General features: G+C 64.1%; 15 protein-coding genes. 9 read left to right on the top strand and 6 right to left on the bottom strand.

Going from position 1 to position 15,446, the window contains the following annotated elements; translation table 11 throughout:
* The 4 genes from AC1DPF_RS09090 to map form a co-directional block, all read right to left on the bottom strand.
* Complete coding sequence (locus AC1DPF_RS09090; RefSeq protein WP_477960843.1) at positions 1-1,257, bottom strand: multidrug effflux MFS transporter; 1,257 nt, start codon at positions 1,255-1,257, stop codon at positions 1-3.
* Positions 1,258-1,368: 111 nt separating this feature from the next.
* On the bottom strand, positions 1,369-2,781 hold the full coding sequence (glnA, locus tag AC1DPF_RS09085) for a type I glutamate--ammonia ligase (protein ID WP_477866909.1): 1,413 nt from the start codon (positions 2,779-2,781) through the stop codon (positions 1,369-1,371).
* A 92-nt stretch (positions 2,782-2,873) separates the two neighbouring features.
* Complete coding sequence (locus AC1DPF_RS09080) at positions 2,874-3,212, bottom strand: P-II family nitrogen regulator (RefSeq protein WP_012051005.1); 339 nt, start codon at positions 3,210-3,212, stop codon at positions 2,874-2,876.
* A 204-nt stretch (positions 3,213-3,416) separates the two neighbouring features.
* On the bottom strand, positions 3,417-4,247 hold the full coding sequence (map, locus tag AC1DPF_RS09075; protein ID WP_477960841.1) for a type I methionyl aminopeptidase: 831 nt from the start codon (positions 4,245-4,247) through the stop codon (positions 3,417-3,419).
* Between the two features lie 136 nt (positions 4,248-4,383).
* Between map and AC1DPF_RS09070 the strand changes: the two genes are divergently transcribed.
* Positions 4,384-5,154 carry a competence/damage-inducible protein A gene (locus AC1DPF_RS09070; RefSeq protein ID WP_477866989.1) on the top strand — a complete coding sequence of 257 codons (771 nt, stop codon included), beginning with the start codon at positions 4,384-4,386 and terminating at the stop codon, positions 5,152-5,154.
* Positions 5,155-5,273: 119 nt separating this feature from the next.
* Here the strand turns inward: AC1DPF_RS09070 and AC1DPF_RS09065 are convergent, their stop codons facing one another.
* On the bottom strand, positions 5,274-6,509 hold the full coding sequence (locus AC1DPF_RS09065; RefSeq protein WP_477960839.1) for an MFS transporter: 1,236 nt from the start codon (positions 6,507-6,509) through the stop codon (positions 5,274-5,276).
* A 129-nt stretch (positions 6,510-6,638) separates the two neighbouring features.
* Here AC1DPF_RS09065 and AC1DPF_RS09060 point away from each other — a divergent pair, with 129 nt between their 5' ends.
* From AC1DPF_RS09060 to AC1DPF_RS09040, 5 genes are all read left to right on the top strand, one after another.
* Positions 6,639-7,046: a DUF2177 family protein gene (locus tag AC1DPF_RS09060; RefSeq protein WP_477960837.1), complete on the top strand. Its 408-nt coding sequence runs from the start codon at positions 6,639-6,641 to the stop codon at positions 7,044-7,046.
* Between the two features lie 2 nt (positions 7,047-7,048).
* On the top strand, positions 7,049-7,423 hold the full coding sequence (locus AC1DPF_RS09055) for a GFA family protein (protein WP_477866900.1): 375 nt from the start codon (positions 7,049-7,051) through the stop codon (positions 7,421-7,423).
* A 280-nt stretch (positions 7,424-7,703) separates the two neighbouring features.
* Positions 7,704-9,146 (top strand): M48 family metalloprotease, encoded by a 1,443-nt coding sequence (locus tag AC1DPF_RS09050; protein ID WP_477960835.1) that lies wholly within the window; start codon positions 7,704-7,706, stop codon positions 9,144-9,146.
* A 12-nt stretch (positions 9,147-9,158) separates the two neighbouring features.
* A complete protein-coding gene (locus AC1DPF_RS09045; protein ID WP_477960833.1) occupies positions 9,159-9,545 on the top strand; it encodes a DUF6894 family protein in 387 nt (128 codons plus the stop codon).
* 67 nt (positions 9,546-9,612) lie between these two features.
* Positions 9,613-10,251 (top strand): Crp/Fnr family transcriptional regulator, encoded by a 639-nt coding sequence (locus AC1DPF_RS09040; protein WP_477960831.1) that lies wholly within the window; start codon positions 9,613-9,615, stop codon positions 10,249-10,251.
* Here AC1DPF_RS09040 and AC1DPF_RS09035 read toward each other — a convergent pair.
* A complete protein-coding gene (locus AC1DPF_RS09035; protein WP_477960829.1) occupies positions 10,181-11,599 on the bottom strand; it encodes a lipopolysaccharide biosynthesis protein in 1,419 nt (472 codons plus the stop codon). The two genes, AC1DPF_RS09040 and AC1DPF_RS09035, sit on opposite strands and share 71 nt — an antisense overlap.
* A gap of 133 nt (positions 11,600-11,732) precedes the next feature.
* Between AC1DPF_RS09035 and AC1DPF_RS09030 the strand changes: the two genes are divergently transcribed.
* The 3 genes from AC1DPF_RS09030 to AC1DPF_RS09020 are packed head-to-tail and all read left to right on the top strand — an operon-like array spanning position 11,733 to position 15,408.
* The gene (locus AC1DPF_RS09030) at positions 11,733-12,608 is read left to right on the top strand and encodes a hypothetical protein (protein WP_477866890.1); all 876 of its coding nucleotides are present in this window, start codon (positions 11,733-11,735) and stop codon (positions 12,606-12,608) included.
* Positions 12,605-13,813 carry a glycosyltransferase family 4 protein gene (locus tag AC1DPF_RS09025; protein ID WP_477960827.1) on the top strand — a complete coding sequence of 403 codons (1,209 nt, stop codon included), beginning with the start codon at positions 12,605-12,607 and terminating at the stop codon, positions 13,811-13,813. The genes AC1DPF_RS09030 and AC1DPF_RS09025 overlap by 4 nt, the downstream gene beginning before the upstream one ends.
* A complete protein-coding gene (locus AC1DPF_RS09020; RefSeq protein WP_477960825.1) occupies positions 13,810-15,408 on the top strand; it encodes a glycosyltransferase family 39 protein in 1,599 nt (532 codons plus the stop codon). Before AC1DPF_RS09025 ends, AC1DPF_RS09020 begins: the two co-directional genes overlap by 4 nt.
* The last annotated feature ends 38 nt before the right edge of the window (positions 15,409-15,446 follow it).

The following is a 15,446-nucleotide window of genomic DNA, read 5'->3' as shown; positions in this document are numbered from 1 at the left end:
TCAGCCGCGCGGCGATGGCTGCGGATATTGCGGGCGGAACAGTCGGCCACGTTCGACGACCAGAATGACCGCCAGCGCCGCCAGCCCCATCAACTCCCAGCCCAGCGTGAGGGGAAGGGTGGTCCCGGCGAAGGACTGGCCGATCACGAGCCCGACCAATGTTGCTATCGAGGTCTGGATGAAGCCCTGCACCGACGAGGCCGTGCCCGCGAGGTGCGCCATGGGTGCCATCGCCATCGCGCCGAAATTCGATCCCGTCAGGCCGTAGAAGAAGAAGGTCAGGCCATTGAGCAGGGTGAAAAGCAGCAGCGTCTCGCGGCCGCTCGCGATGATGYCCAGCCGCACCAGGCATATGATGATTATTGCGAGCAGGGCAGCATGCGAGATCATCCGCGTCCCGTAGCGCTCGACGAATCGGGCGTTGATCAGCGCGGCCAGAGCCATGAAGCTGCCCGCGACGGCAAAGCAGATGGCGAACAGTTCGGGCGCATGGAAGCTATGCAGGAGGATCTGCTGGGAACTGTTTATGAAGCCGATCAGCCCGCCATATACCGCGGCCATCGCGACGGTATAGCCGATCGAATAGCGATTGGTGAGGATCTGACGCAGGGCATCGCCGACGACGGCGAAGCTGATCGCCCGCCGATTGGCAGGGTTCAGGGTCTCTGGGAGTCGGATCGAGGCCCATAATGCGACCAGCAGGCTGTAACCGCCGAGGAAGTAGAAAATCCAGCGCCAGGGTGCGACCAGCAGGACCAGCTGGCCGATCGACGGCGCAAAGATCGGGACGGCGAGGAACACCATGAAGGTGATGGAAACCACCTTGGCCATCCGCCGGCCTTCATAGCAATCGCGGATGATCGAAATCGAGAGCACGCGCGTGGACGCCGCCGACAGCCCCTGGGTGGCTCGCGCCGCCAGAAGCAGTTCGAAGCTTGCCGCGTGGGCAGCGGCGAAGCTCATCGCGGCGTAGACGACCATCGCCCCGACCAATATGTTACGGCGGCCATAGCGATCCGCAAGCGGTCCCCAGAAGAGCTGCCCCACGCCAAAACAGGCGACATAGGCCACCACGATGAGTTGCTGATGGTTCTCGATCGCGACGCCCAGCTCCCGCCCGATCATGCTGAGCGCAGGAAGCATGGCATCGATGCCGAGGGCGTTGACGCCCATAAGCGATGCCATCAGCGCGACGAACTCACCGAAGCGCATGCCGTGCGCTGCCCTTGCGGTTGTTAAGCTCGGCGGTGCGTTCATCGAAAATCCTGTCGGTGACGGGCAGATAGGCACGGTGATGAGCAATGGCAACAAACGAGAAGGGGCCCCGGAGCGGTTGCCCCGGAGCCCCCTGAAGCCCTGGTCCGGAAATCAGCTCGAATAATACATGTCGAACTCGACGGGGCTCGGGGTCATCTCCCAACGGGCGACTTCCGGCCACTTCAGCTCGATATAGGATTCGATCTGGTCTTCGGTGAACACGCCGCCCTTGGTGAGGAAGGCATGGTCGGCCGACAGGCTGTTGAGCGCTTCGCGCAGCGATGCGCAGACGGTCGGAACTTCGGCGAGCTCTTCCGGCGGAAGGTCGTAGAGGTTCTTGTCCATCGCCTCGCCGGGATGGATCTTGTTTTCGATCCCGTCGAGACCCGCCATCAGCAGCGCCGAATAGCAGAGATAGGGATTGGCCATCGCGTCGGGGAAGCGGAACTCGACCCGCTTCGCCTTGGCGCCGGCGCCATAGGGAATGCGGCACGATGCCGAACGGTTGCGCGCCGAATAGGCGAGCAGCACTGGCGCTTCATAGCCCGGCACCAGCCGCTTGTAGCTGTTGGTGGTCGGGTTGGTGAAAGCATTGAGCGCCTTCGCGTGCTTGATGACGCCACCGATGAAGTAGAGGCACATTTCCGACAGACCGGCATAGCCGTTACCGGCGAACAGCGGCTTGCCTTCGCCCCAGATCGATATGTGGGTGTGCATGCCCGAGCCGTTATCTTCCTTGATCGGCTTCGGCATGAACGTGACGGTCTTGCCGTAGGCGGCAGCCACCTGCCAGCAGACATATTTGTAGATCTGCATGCGGTCAGCCGTGGTGACGAGCGTGCCGAAGGTCAGGCCCAGTTCGTGCTGCGCCGAGGCGACCTCATGGTGATGCTTGTCGCAGGGCAGGCCCATTTCCAGCATGGTCGATACCATCTCGGCACGGATGTCTACCGCACTGTCGACGGGCGCGACGGGGAAGTAGCCGCCCTTGGCGCGGGGACGGTGGCCGAGATTGCCACCCTCGAGCGCCTTGCCGGTGTTGGTCGGCAGCTCGATGTCGTCGAGCTTGTAGTAGGACGAGTTGTAGGTCGTATCGAACTGCACGTCGTCGAACATGAAGAATTCCGCTTCGGGTCCGACATAGACGGTGTCGCCGATACCAATCGACTTCACATAGGCTTCGGCGCGCTTCGCGGTCGAGCGCGGATCGCGGGCATAAAGCTCCCCGGTCGACGGCTCGACGATGTCGCAGACCAGGATCAGCATCGGCGTGGCCGAGAAGGGATCGATCCAGACCGCATCGAGGTCCGGCTTCAGGATCATGTCGGACTCGTTGATGGCCTTCCAGCCTTCGATCGACGACCCGTCGAACATGAAGCCGTCGGTCAGCTCGTCTTCGCCAACGACGCCGGCGACCATCGTCAGGTGCTGCCACTTGCCCTTGGGGTCGGTGAAACGAAGATCGACCCACTCGATCTCCTTGTCCTTGATCATTTTCAGAACGTCAGCGGGCTTGTTCGCCATATTGCTTGCCTTCCCCGTGAGAAAATCATGTGAGAAATTCGTGGATGTTTCGGGCGATCGTTGCGCCCTGCCTTCTTCGCCGCTGGACGCGATCAGATCGCGTCCGCGTCTCTCTCTCCAGTCCGTATGCGGACCGCGCCCTCGACCGGCAGGATGAAGATCTTGCCGTCACCGATTCGGCCCGTCTGGGCTGCCGATGCGATCGCCTCGACCACGCGATCGGCCAGACTGTCGTCGACGACAACCTCCAGCTTCACCTTGGGGAGGAAATCGACAACATATTCCGCGCCGCGGTACAGCTCGGTGTGACCCTTTTGGCGACCAAAGCCCTTGGCTTCGGTTACCGTGATACCGGAAACACCTACCTCGTGAAGGGCTTCCTTGACCTCATCGAGCTTGAACGGCTTGATGATCGCTTCGATTTTCTTCATCTGAGCCCTCCCCGGCCAGCGCTCTTTGCGGGCCCCCAATAAGCGTGCGATTACGCGAGTCGCAAGAAGGCTCGGAGACATCGCATCGATATTCTCCCGCATTGCCGCAAAACCCGGCATATATCGTCGGCCTGCTCGAAAAATGGGCAGGCCAATGCCTTGCTAATAACCTCCGCGCCGCACCTGTCCGCCCACGATACCGCCTTAAAGATAGGGTGGCTTGTGCAGCCCCGTCTGGCTGAGCGTGAATATCTCGCAGCCGTCCTCGGTGATGCCGATCGAGTGCTCGAACTGTGCGGACAGCGAGCGGTCGCGGGTGACCGCCGTCCAGCCGTCTTCGAGCATCTTCACATCGGGCCGGCCTATGTTGATCATCGGTTCTATCGTGAAGAACATGCCTGGCCGCAATTCGGGGCCGGTGCCGGGACGGCCGACATGCACCACTTCGGGCGAATCATGGAAGATGCGGCCGAGGCCGTGGCCGCAAAAATCACGGACGACGCCATAGCGATGTTTTTCGGCATGCCGCTGGATCGCACTGCTGATGTCGCCCAGCCGGTTGCCGGGCTTTGCCTGCTCTATTCCCAGCATCAAGCACTCATGGGTGACGTCGACCAGCCGCCGTGCCTTTATGCCGACATCCCCGACCAGATACATGCGGCTGCTGTCGCCATGCCAGCCGTCGAGCAGGGGGGTCACGTCGATATTGACGATGTCGCCGTCCTTCAGCGTCTTGCTGCCCGGAATACCATGGCAGACGACATGATTGATGCTGATGCAGCAGCTATGCGTATAGCCGCGATAGTTCATCGTGGCGGGAACCGCGCCGCCGGCGATCGTCATGTCATACACAATGCGGTCCAGTGCCTGGGTCTCCACGCCCGGCACGACATGGGGTACCAGCGCGTCGAGGATTTCGGCGGCGAGCCGTCCTGCCGCGCGCATGCCCGCGAAGCCTGCAGGTCCATGAAGCTTGATCGCGCCGCTGCGCGGATTGGCGGCTACTATATCGTCCGCGGTTACATATGTCGTCATTCCGCCGATATAAGCGAAGTGCGGGCTCATTGCGAGCATCGTTGCACCGCACGATCTTCCCCGCCTTCTGCCGGACGCGAGTTGAGATGCAGCATCGCGCTTCCACCAGCGTGGATCAGGCACTATGGCTCTGCCCATGATTCCGCAGAACCAAGAAGAGCGCATCTGGACCGCGGCCCTGCTTGTCATCGGCGACGAAATCCTGTCGGGCAGGACCCAAGACAAGAATGTGTCGCAGGTCGCATTGTGGCTGAACATGCAGGGGATCCGGCTGTCCGAAGTGCGGGTCGTCGCCGACGACATAGCGCTGATCGGCGAGGCCGTGGTTCAGCTCAAGGCGCGCAACGACTATCTTTTTACCACCGGTGGCATCGGCCCGACACATGACGACATCACCGTCGACGCGATCGCCGCGGCGCTGGGCGTGCCCGTGATCATCCATCCCAAGGCCCGCGCCGTGCTCGAGGGCTATTATGCGAGCCGCGGCGGGCTGAACGACGCAAGGCTGCGGATGGCCCGGGTGCCCGACGGCGCCGACCTGATCGAGAACAGCATGTCGGGCGCGCCTGGCATCCGCATCGGCAATATCTTCATCCTGGCCGGCGTCCCCCACATCGCCGGAATGATGCTCGAGGCGCTGTCGAACCAGCTCGAAGGTGGCCGGCCGATGCTGTCGCGCACGATCGGCTGCTGGGTGGCCGAAAGTGAGGTGGCCGAACTGCTGCGCGAGACCGAGCACGCGCATCCGGGATCGCAGATCGGCAGCTACCCGTTTTTCCGCGAGGGCAGGGTCGGCGCCAACTTCGTCGTTCGCTCGACCGACGCCACCACCATCGAGAGTTGCCTGTCTGCGATCGGCGCGGGGCTCGTCCAGCTCGGCTACACGCCGGTATCCGACGGGATCTAGACCTTGATCGGATCAGGCTGAATCAGCCTGATCCGTGAATCAAGGTCTAAACCTTTGACAGAGCATGATTCACGCTTTCGGCGGAAGCGCCACGCGCTTCCACCTCAAACGATCATGCTCTAGGCGCGAACCTGCTGGTCGCGCACACGCCTCGTCAGCATCAGCGCAAGGAAAGCGAGAAAACCGAAAGTAGAGGCGATCACGAACGCGGCGCCCGGAAAATGAACTGGCGCGGCTGGTCCGGTGAACCAGGCGAGGGCCGGGTTCAGCAGCAATGGCCCTGCGATCGCGCCGACGGCGTTCAAGCTGCCGATGAAGCCCTGCATCTCGCCCTGCGCCTCGGCGGGCGCGCGCTGCGACATCAAGGCGGTGACGGATGGCTGGACCAGCGCCTGCAGCGAAGAGACGACAACAAGGAGGAGGCCGAAGCCGGCAACGGGAACGAGCGCATAGAGCAGGTAGCATATCGCCGCCACGCCGGCACCGATCATGGCGGTTCGCCGCTCGCGCAGCCGCTTCACGACGCGGCCGAGCACGACGACCTGCACGACCGTCATCGATATCCCCGCCATGGCGAGCGATGCGCCGATCATGCCGTTGGACCAGCCATATTGCGCGATTGCGAAATAGGCCCATGTCGCCGGGTAGACCATCGATGCGACGTTCCAGAGGAGCAATATGCCGGCCAGTCCCAGCACGCCGCGAAGCTTGCGCGCCGCGAGCAGCGCACCAACCGGATTGGCGCGGGCCAGATCGAACGGACGACGCCGGTCCACGGGCAAGGTCTCCGGGAACCTGAAGAAGCCGAAGATAAAATTGGCCGCCGCAAGCGCGGCCGCGGCCCAGAATGGCGCGCGGTGGCTGAAGTCGCCCAGCAGGCCCCCGATCGCGGGTCCGATGATGAAGCCGATGCCGAACGCCGCCCCTACCAGGCCGAAGCGTTTCGCCCGATCTTCGGGTGCCGTGATGTCGGCCAAGGCCGCAGTGGCGGGGCCGAAGGATGCGCCGAAGATGCCGGCGATCAGTCGCCCGGCAAAAAGCCAGCCGAGGCTGGGCGCGAACCCCAGCAGCATATAGTCGATGGAAAGCCCGGCGAGCGCGAGCAGCAGTACCGGCCGCCGGCCAAAGCGATCGCCGAGATTGCCGGCGAGCGGACCGCAGAGGAACTGGGTCAGCGCATAGGTAACGGCCAGCCATCCGCCCATCCAGGTCGCATCTGCGAGGTCGAGACCGCCCAGTTCCATCACCAGCCGCGGCAGCACCGGGATGATTATGCCGAAACCAATCGCATCGATCAGGATGGTCGCGACGATGAAGATGGTCGCGGAATCCCGACCGCGATCTGGAACCGACATGCTTTCCCCGAATCCCGGCGGGCCGGAGGACGACGCCGCGCCGCTTCATCGCCGCTCGTCGCCGAAAAGACAAGGATGACGGCAACCGCCAAGTCGTTCATGAAGGGCAGGATTTAGGGGGAGGATCGCATGACACGCATCATCGTCGCCTATGTGGCGACCCTGGTTGTTTTCGCCGCGCTGGACTTCATCTGGCTGACCCAGGTGGGGCCGTCGCTCTACAAGCCACTGATCGGCTCCATCCTGGCGCCCGAGCCCCGGATGGCTCCGGCGATCCTCTTCTACGCGCTCTATATCGTCGGCCTCGTCTATTTCGCGGTGTCGCCTGGTCTGGCTGGCGCCGGATGGCAGGGGGCGCTGCTCAAAGGCGCTGTGTTCGGCTTCTTCGCCTATGCGACCTATGACCTGACCAATCAGGCCACGCTGATCGTTTGGAGCAGCCGCATCACCGTCCTCGACATGGCATGGGGTGCTTTCGTATCGGGCCTGGGATCGGCAGGCGGCTGCCTGATAACGCGCTATGTGGTGAAAGGCTGAAGGTGAAGGTCGAAGGCGGCTGTCATTGCGGGCTGGTGCGGTTCGAGGCGGAGGTCGGCGAGCCGCCGCTTGCGATCCTCGACTGCAACTGCTCGATCTGTTCGATGACGGGCTTTCTCCACTTGATCGTGCCGGACAGCAGCTTCCGCCTGCTCGAAGGACAGCGCGACACCACCACCTATCGCTTCGGTACCGGCAAGGCCCGGCACATCTTCTGCTCGCAATGCGGCATCAAGAGCTTCTATCGCCCGCGTTCGCATCCTGACGGCATCAGCATTTCGCTMCGCTGCATCGACGGCTGGCAACATCTGGACGTACGGATCACGCCATTTGAAGGGCGCGACTGGGGCAAGGGCGAGAATGTCCCCGGGAAGTAACGGAGCAGTCTAGGTTGTCGGTCGCAACCTGCTGGTCATCGGTCATAGTCACATCTACCCGATTCGGCAGGTCGCGCTGGAGGTAGTTGTGGCCGGCCTGCGGGGCGAGGGGCACGGAACATAGCGCCGAGCATTTAGGCGCTATCCACGCTTGCAGTCGAAGGATGTCGATGCTCTTCCTATTCTCCCCGCGGCCGGGATGTCCAGGCTCGCTGCTTTGCCCGGCCGTGGCGGCATCGGTCACGCTGGCGTTCATAGGCGCCGTCGGATGATGCGTCGCATGTCCGTTCTCGTCCTGGCGCTTTCCCTCATCGTCACCGGGTGCGACCATCCCGCGCCCGAATATGCGGCGAGCGTGAGTCAGGAGGATCGCGATTTCGGCGCGCAGCAGCATCCGCAGCTGCTTGCCCAGTTCGGCGGCGAATACCGGGGGCCACAGGAGGGTTATGTCCAGCGGCTCGGTGCGACCGTCGCGGACGCCGCGGGGCTGGGCGGCCGATGCACCTTCACGCTCGTCAACAGCGACGTGGTCAACGCCTTCGCGGTGCCGGGCTGCTATATCTACGTCACGCGCGGACTGATGGCGATCGTATCCAGCGAGGCCGAACTGGCCTCCGTGCTCGGTCATGAAGTCGGCCACATCGTCGCGCGGCACAGCGAGCGCCAGCAAAGCCGCTCGCTGTGGAGCATGCTGGGCGTGATCGTGGTGAGCCTGACCGGATCGGAACGGCTCACCCGCCTCGCCGGCGCCGCTGCGGAGATGTTCACGCTGCGCTACTCGCGGGGCCAGGAATATGAGGCTGACGAGCTCGGCATCCGTTTTCTGCGTCGTGCAGGCTATGACCCCTACGCTGCCGGGGACATGTTGGGCGCCCTCGATCGGCAACAGGCTTTTCTCACCGACAGCGGTGGCCGCGATGCCGCAAGGGGGGTTCCCGAATGGGCGCTGAGCCATCCGCTGACGGGCAAGCGGGTGGAGCGGGCCCATCATCTCGCCGAGGAGACGGGCCTCGCCGACGGCGCCCTCCCCGATAAGGCGCCGGCCTATCTCGCCGCGATCGACGGGCTTTTATATGGCGACGATCCCGAGCAGGGCTTCGTGCTCGGCCGCCGCTTCGCCCATCCGATCATGCGAATCGGGTTCGAGGCGCCGGAAGGCTTTACGCTTGCCAACAGCCCACAGGCGATCACCTTGTCCGGCCCTGCCGGGGTGCGCGGTGAGTTCGCTGGCGGGCCGATCCCGCCAGGGGGCTTGCCGGCCTATGTGGAGACGATGCTGCCACAGTTGCTGGGCGATGTGCCGGCGGAGATCGGCATGGCGCGAGCCACCGTCGTCAATGGGCTGCCTGCCATCATCGTACCGGTCCGCATCGCGACCCGCCAGGGATCGCTGCCGCTCGCGGTGGCTGCCTATGACGCAGGCGGCGGCCATGCCTATCACTTCGCAATCGTGTCGCCGCCATCGGATGCGAGCGCGGCGGCGATCCTGCGGTTGTTCACCTCGTTTCACCTGCTGGCGCCGGAGGAGGTCGCACGGCTGCGGCCCCGCGTGGTGCGAGTGGTCATCGTCGCACCCGGGGAGACTGAACGGAGCCTGGCGCGGCGGGTCGCCGATCCGCATGGCCAAGCGCTGCTGACTGCGTTGAACGGGCCAGGCGCCGTGCATCCGGGGGCGCATGTGAAGATCGTTACCTTCGCTGGAGCGGATGGCGCAGGATCGTGATCTCGAGCAGCAGTGGCGGACCAGCTCCCCGTGCTGTTGGCCGGTAGTAACCTATATTGCGACGACCATGATCCGCCGCTGATACAGCTGGTCCCTGCTCGGATGAAGGAAACGATGCCGCACTATCGCTTCCACCTGTATAATTCGGTCGGCTTCATCGAAGATTATGAGGGCGTGACTCTGCCGGACCTGGAGGCTGCCCGGCACTATGCGATCGCCGCGGCTCGATCGATCATGTGCGACGAACTGCAGCACGGCCGAATGGACTTGCGGGGCTGGATAGATGTGATGGATGCAAGCGGATCGACGGTCATCGTGCTGCCGTTCGGCGACGCTATCGAGATCATCAGTGGGCTGCTGTTCGGAAGCGCCGAGATCGGGCCGGGCGATGACGGGTGAAACCTTCATCAGGCGGCTTGAGCTTATCGGCCCTCTTGACGATGGCGATCGACAAGCGCTTCGCGCCATGGCGGGAGAGTTCCGCGAAATAGGCAGGGGGGCACAGCTCATCAGCGTCGGTGATCGTCCGTCGCATGTCGTGGGAATCGTCACCGGCCTTCTGCACCGGTTCACCGTCACCGAAGACGGCGAACGCCAGATCCACGCCTTCTATCTGCCGACCGACGTGCCTTCCGCCGATACCCTCCACATGCCGGTGATGGACACCGCGATGAGCGCGGCCGTGCCGAGCCGGATCGTCCTCGTCGAGCACGCGGAGATGCTTGCGGTGCTGAACCAGCGGCCCAACATCCGCGATCTCCTGTGGCGGGAGACGCTGGTGCAGGCGAGCATGTTCCGCACCTGGCTCATGCGGAACAGCCAGATGATCGCCGAGGTGCGCATGGCCCATCTGTTCTGCGAGCTGTTCTGGCGCGCCCGAGCTGCCGGTGCGGATTCGAACGGCAGCTTAAGCTTCCCGGTCAGCCGCGAGGATCTGTCGGCTGCGTTGGGCATGACCACCGTGCAGGCCAATCGCACATTGAAATTGCTTGAGGACACCGGCGCGGTGAAACTCACGCACGGCATGCTGTCCCTCAATGATCCGGAGCAACTGAAGAACTTCGCGCAGTTCGACCCGTCCTACCTCCATCTGCGACCTCGGTGATCGCAGCACCGGGTTGCGACGAGCGCAACCCCTGGCGCAGCGACCAGCCGAGCCCGCCGAGCCAGATGGCGCCGAACAGGACATGCGCGATGTTCGCGCCCATCGCACCGAATATCTCAATCAGCGGGGCGACCGAGCAGTAGAATGCCGCCGCCGCGGCCAGCACCGTGCGTAGGACGGCCGGCTGGCGGCCCATCGCAAGCAGGCCGGCGCGACTGGCTGCGCCGCTGATCGCCAGCCCGACAGCCAGGATCTGGATGCTGAGCAGCGGCGCTGCCGCACCGAAGCTCGGCCCGGCGGTCGCTTCGAGCACCATCCGCGACAAAAGCAGCGCCACCACGAAACAGGTCGCTCCGAACAGTGCCAATATGATTTCGGTTTCGATCAGCAGCCGGACGAATGCCGATTTCCTGCTGTCCGCCCAAAGGCGGCTCAGGTCCGGATACACCACCGCTTCGACATGGCTGCCGACCTGCTGGACGACGCGGCTGACGCGCTTGGCGATGTGGAACATGCCCGCTGCGGCAGGATCCGCCAGCCAGCCGACGATGAGCGTATCGACTTGCTGCGCACTGGACCAGATCGTGAGCGATATGTTGGCCCCCCAGGTGAACCCCCAGACATTGGGGAAACGTCGCCCCATTCCAGCGAGGCTGGCCCTGAGCACGCTGGCCACGCCGAGACTCGCCTGCAGGCGCATGGCGAAGGCGATGTTGAGCAGGGCGCCGAGCGCCTGTGTCGCGCCCCAGACGATGACGAATCCGATCAGCCCGGCACCCGTCGCAAAGGCGAACAGCGTCGCGGCGAGCCGGATGATCGCCACGGCCACCTGAAGATAGGCGACCATTCGAAACTGTCCGGACAGGCGGAATGCCGCAGTGGCGGTGCCGTTCATGTTGAAGAGTAGCGAAAGCAGGAAAACCAGTGCGATCTCGATCGTCACCCATGGAATGCCGAAGAAAAAATGGCCCGCGACGGCAAACAGGCTGGCGGCGGCCCACGCCGCGACGCTGCCCATTGCATCCAGCATCAGCCCGAACTTGAACAGCGATCGCAGGTCGTCGCCGTCGCGGATGGGATCGAGTGTCGCGCCATAGCGGATCAGCGGCTGCCACGACTGAAAGCTGAAAAGCCTTTCGCATGCCTGGCCGAGTGTGAGGATCAGCGCGAGTACGCCATATTGCGTTGGCCCGAGACCGCGCGCGGCGAAGGTTATCGACAACAGGCTCAGGACGACGGTGGCCGAGGTGCCGGTAAGCAGATGTCCGACCGCACGAACGCGTCGGTTGTTCATCGCGCCCAGTGCCGTTGCCAGGCGCGCCCATCCTTTGCTCGTGCCTTCGATCATCGCGGCTCCCCAACCAGGTCGTTGGGATCCGATGGCCCGTTACGCGCAAGAGTGCAGCTTATAAGCTGGCTTAATCCGGAATCGCCGCCCTGCGGCGTCGCTGCAGGCGCTAAGAAGAGTCCGGGAGGCCCATATGTCGATTACCGCTTCGCAATATTTTTCGGATGACGCCGCCGCGATCACAGCCGAGGCCGAAGATCGCTTCTTTGCGGGCCTGAAGACGGGCAACAACACGTTCAAGCGGACGGCGAAGGATCGCTTCAAGCGACTCGACGATCGATGCACAGAAATGTTCGCCAGCGCGAACGTCCAACTTTCGCACGTCCTGGATATAGGCATCTCGTCTGGAACCACGACACTTGCACTCAGCAAGCGGTTGGCGCTGGCCGGCCAGACCCCGCAGATCGTGGGGACCGACCTTTCGCTCGGCGCCTATCTGCTCGACGTGTTTCCCGGGCTCCGGGTGCTGGTCGACGAGCAGGGGCTACCTCTGCAATATGAACTACTTGGTCGAGCGGTCCGGGCATGGGTCCGTCGTGCCGATTATGTCACCGGCGTTGTCATCCTCCTGGGGCTGCTGCGGGCGCTGGTCAAAGCGCGGGTGCGCCGCCACCTCCGCTATCGGGAGCGTTCGACGCGAAAGCTGTGGCTGCTGAGCCGCGCGCTACGCGATGAGCCCCGCATCACCGTTCAACGCAACGACGTGTTCCAGCTTAGCGAGGAGTTCGTCGGCCGGTTCGATTTCATCAGGGCCGCCAACATTCTCAATCGAGGCTATTTCGGCGACGCCGATCTGCGTCGGGCCCTGGGCAATGTCGTTCGCTATCTCTCGGGCCCCGGAGCGTGGCTGCTCGTCGCCCGGTCGGAAGGCGCGAAAACGGCCGGCACTCTGTTCCGGCTGTCACCAGATGGAAGCCGATTGATCATCATGGCCAGGGTGGGGACCGGCTCGGAAATAGAGTCGCTGGTGCTCAACACGCCGATACCCAGTCCGGATGGAGCCGCATGATGCCGACTAGAATATGCTTTCCCTTCGTTGGGAGCCTTGTTGGCGGGAGCCATATCTCTTCTGCCGCTCTTATCCGGCATCTCGACCCCGAAAAATATGATCCGATCGTCGTGGTGCAGCATGAACGGGGCGCGATAGCCGAGTTGCTGCGCAGCGAGAAGATCCGGTTCGAAGTCGCTCCGAAAACAGCCGAACTCGAGCATGGACATCCGGTGCCGCCCGGTGCCGCACTGCGCCTGCTGTCGGCCGCGCCCCGGCTTGCGCGGTTCCTGCGCCGCAAGAATGTCCAGATCGTTCACTGCAATGACGGGCGGACGCTGGCGACCTGGGGTCTTCCGGCAAAGCTCGCCGCGGCCAAGCTGCTCTGGCATCATCGGGGCTCGCCCAACGCAGCCGGTCTCCGCCTCGTCGCGCCAGCCCTGGCGGATCGCGTGGTGGCCGTCTCCCATTTCGCCGCGCCGCGGCCAGGCTGGTATTCCGCAGCGCCGCGCGCCCATGTCATCCACAGCCCTTTCGACACCAACATGGTGCACGACAGGCCATCCGCCCGATCCGCCCTGCTGGACCTGCTGCCCACGGCTTCTTCCAATGCGCGTGTCATTGCCTATGCCGGCGCCATGATCGAGCGTAAGCGGCCGCTGCTGTTCGTCGAGGCGATCGCCGCGATGCGGCAGGCGTCACCACGCTCTGAAATACATGGTGCCCTGTTCGGCGAGCCGCTGGGCCGCATGGCCGAGCGCGTCAAGGAGCTTGCCGTGCAGATGGGCGTGCAGGATATCGTTCATGTTCTGGGCTATCGGACGCCGGGCTCGTTCTGGCTGGCCGGCTGCGATCTCCTGATGATCCCTGCCGTCGGCGAACCCTTTGGCCGCACCCTGATCGAGGCGATGCTCGTCGGCACGCCGGTGGTCGCAACCGCTTCGGGCGGTAATATCGAGGCCATTCGCGATGGAGCGACCGGCTTGCTGGTGCCACCCGAACGGCCGAGGGATCTTGCCGAGGCATGTCTGTCGCTGCTGGCGGATCCGGCGCGATCAGCCAAGATCGCTGCCACCGCCCGCGCCGACGCCCGCTATCGCTTTGGTGAGGAGAAACATGCCGAGGCGGTGATGGCGGTCTATGACAGCATGGTTCCGCGAGGGAAGCAGCCCCGGGCCCGGATGCACATCGAGAAGTCGGCCCGGGCAGTCGGGAATGAGCGATGAGCAGGGCGGCGGGAGAGGCTATTGCCGCTCCCGTTGCGGTTTCAGGGCTGGACAGGGCCAAGGCCCGGCGCCTTCCCCTTGCGCTCTGGTTCTGCGCGATAGTCCTTCTGACCGGGGTGTTCGGCCGCATCATGGTCACGCCGCTGGGCCATGACGAGCAGATCCACATAGCGGCGGCACGGCTGATCTTCCGGGAACCGCTTTATGGCGCACTGGGATATAACCACCTGCCGGGTCTGCCACTCCTCCTCGGCGGGCTTTATGCCGCAACCGGCGCCGAGCATCTCCTGCTGACCGGGCGGCTGCTGATCTTCCTGTGCTGGATCGCAGCGGTATCGGTGATGTGGTTGATCGCCACCCAGGCTTCCGGCGGACGCCGGACGATCGGCGCTGCCTTCGTCCTCATTCTCATGGCGGGAACGCTGCTGGGGCCGGCGGGAACACTGGTCACCAACAATTTCCTGCCTATTCCCTTTGCCTTGCTCGGTGTTCACCTGTTCGTCGTCGCGCTCGATCGGCGCCCGATACGGTCCTGGACGCTGTTCGGAGCCGGTTTCGCGATCGGCTTCGCGGTGATCCTGAAGATCAGCTATGTCTTCCTGGTTCCCCCGGTCGCGGTGGCGGCGCTGCTGGTACCGCGAGGCATGGCCGCTGCCGAGCGCTTCCGCCGCACAGTGCTGCCGCTGGTTGCCGGCGGCATTCTCGGTGCGCTTCCCGGGCTGGTGCCGCTGATCGGCGGGCCGCAGACTCTCTACGCACATACGGTGAGCTATTTCACGGGCGGCCATCTTGCGTATTGGCAGCACTCCACGGCGCCCAAGGCGATGAGCGCTGCGGCAAAGATGCTGGTGGCCGATGGCGTGTGGTTTGCCGGGTCGGGATTGCTCGCGGCGGTGCTGGCGGGCACGTTCGCGCTGACCGTGGCCCAATCCGGCTGGCGCCGGCTGGCCAGCTGGCCAATTCTCCTCGTCGCGGGCATCACTATCCTCGCCGCCATCCTCAGCTTCGCGCCGACCCCGGCCTTTCCGCAATATTACGAACCTCCGGTACCCTTCCTGCTGGTCCTCGCGCTATTGTGCTATCGGCAGCTGGGTGAGCCGGCGCAGCGCCGGATGCAGCCGCTGATCGCCATGGCGGGCGCAATCGCGCTGGCCATCATCCTTCCGAGGGTCCTGCCGGCCATTCCCGCCGCGGCCAAACCTGACCGCTGGACCGGCAATGTCGTTCATGCCCAGGGCGCGCAAATCCGGGCCGTGCTCGAACGGGCAGGGGTGCAGGGGAGGGTCGCCACCCTCGCGCCCATCATGGCGCTGGAAGGGCAATTGCCGATCTATCGCGAGTTCGCGGCGGGCCCCTTCGTCTATCGGGTGGCCGACTATCTGCCACCGGCCCAGCGTCGCCAGTTCGTGACGACGTCGATTCGCGGTCTGTCGCCCTTTCTCGACGCGAACCCGCCCGCGGCGATCGTCACGGGCCAGGAAGCCGAGCTCGACGGCGCCTTCATCGACTATGCCCGATCGCGCCACTATCTCGCGGTCGACATCGGTCCGCAGGCGCAGCTTTTCATGCGCGCGGCGAATCCGGCGGCGCGCTGAACCCAGCCGTGCGCCGCCTCGCCGTGGTGCTAAGGCTT

Source organism: Rhizorhabdus sp. P4_G6 (genome assembly GCF_056401045.1).
This window is presented reverse-complemented; position numbering and strand designations above follow the sequence as displayed.